Below are 1,347 nucleotides of genomic sequence, written 5' to 3'. Positions count from 1 at the left end.
CTGGCCGCCCGACAGTTCGGTGGGCAGGTGATCTCCGCGGTCCGCGAGCCCGACGTGCGCGAGAGCCTCGGCGACACGGGTCGCGCGCTCCGTGCGGCTCAGATCGGTCGGCTCGAGAGCCATGTTCACGTTCTCGGCCGCCGTCAGGGTGGGGATCAGGTTGAACCCCTGGAAGACGAAGCCGATCTCCTGGGCGCGGATGCGGCTGAGTTCGCGCGCGGATGCCGAGGCCAGGTCGATGTCGCCGAGCAGCAGAGAGCCGGACGACGGCTTGTCGAGCGCGCCGAGCATCTGCAGCAGAGTCGACTTGCCCCCTCCGGTCGGCCCTTGGATGGTGACGAACTCACCGGGCCGGATCGTGAGGTCGACGCCCGTCAGCGCCTTCACCGTGCGCCCCTTCTGCGTGTATATGCGGGTGACATCCTGTGCGCGGTACAGCGGCGCCGTGGCATCCGTGCCGTTCGCGGCCGGAGCGATATCTGCAATGGTCATGTCCGTGTCTCCTTGTCTGTGACGTGCGTTCGCGAGTCCGTCAGGCGACGGATCGCAGGGCCTCGGCCGGGCTGAGACGCGCAGCGCGCCAGCCTCCGAATGCTCCGGCCACGAGGCCGCCGAGCACCGCGAGACCGACCGCGGCGACCAGCACCCACGGGGTGAACGGAGCCTGCAGCACGATGTCGGCCGCCTGCTGGCTCTGGAACATGCCGCCTCCTCCCGTCGGGCCCGCGCCCATGCCTCCGGGGCCGCCCTCCGCGCTGCCGGCGGCAGCAGCGGCGACCGTCGGCTTCACGAGATTGATGACGACGATGCCGGCGACACCGAGCGCGAGTCCCACGGCGCCTCCGATCAATCCCTGCACCATCGACTCGCCCGCGACCTGGCGCACGACGCGTCCGTTCGACCAGCCGATCGCCTTCAGGGTGCCGAACTCGCGGGTGCGACGGGAGACGCCTGACAGGGTGAGCAGCACCGACAGCAGCACGGCCACCGCGAGCACGATGATCGACAGCCAGGTGCCGAGGTTCGTGATCAGCGACGTCGCGCTCGACAGAGAACCCGAGACGGTCGAGGCGAGCTCGGACTGCGAGGTGATGGTCGCGTCGGGCAGCTCCTCTGCCAGCGCCGCCTGCACCGCGTCGATGGAGGAGGCGGATTCCGCCTGCACGTACACGGTCGAGATCACGTCGCCGGCACCGGAGAGCTCCTGCGCCGTGTCGAGGGGCAGATAGACGTTCGCCGCGGTGTCTGCGGAATCGGAGGTAGATGCCACGAGGCCGACGACCTCGACGTCGGAACCCGCGACATCGATGGCGTCTCCGACAGCGATCCCGTTCGTGGTCGCGTAGG

General features: G+C 69.6%; 2 protein-coding genes. Both read right to left on the bottom strand.

The genetic code is table 11. The features are described 5' to 3' along the window. Positions 1–492: ABC transporter ATP-binding protein (locus J7E68_RS02775; RefSeq protein ID WP_215169656.1), on the bottom strand; the 492-nt coding region annotated here is incomplete at its 3' end. 40 nt (positions 493–532) lie between these two features. Continuing rightward, on the bottom strand, positions 533–1,347 hold an 815-nt coding region (locus J7E68_RS02770), incomplete at its 5' end, for an ABC transporter permease (protein WP_215169654.1).

The sequence above is a fragment of the Microbacterium sp. ISL-103 genome, assembly GCF_018613995.1.
Classification (GTDB): Bacteria; Actinomycetota; Actinomycetes; order Actinomycetales; family Microbacteriaceae; genus Microbacterium.
The sequence above is the reverse complement of the archived record's forward strand: the minus strand, read 5'-3'. Positions and strand labels throughout refer to the sequence as shown.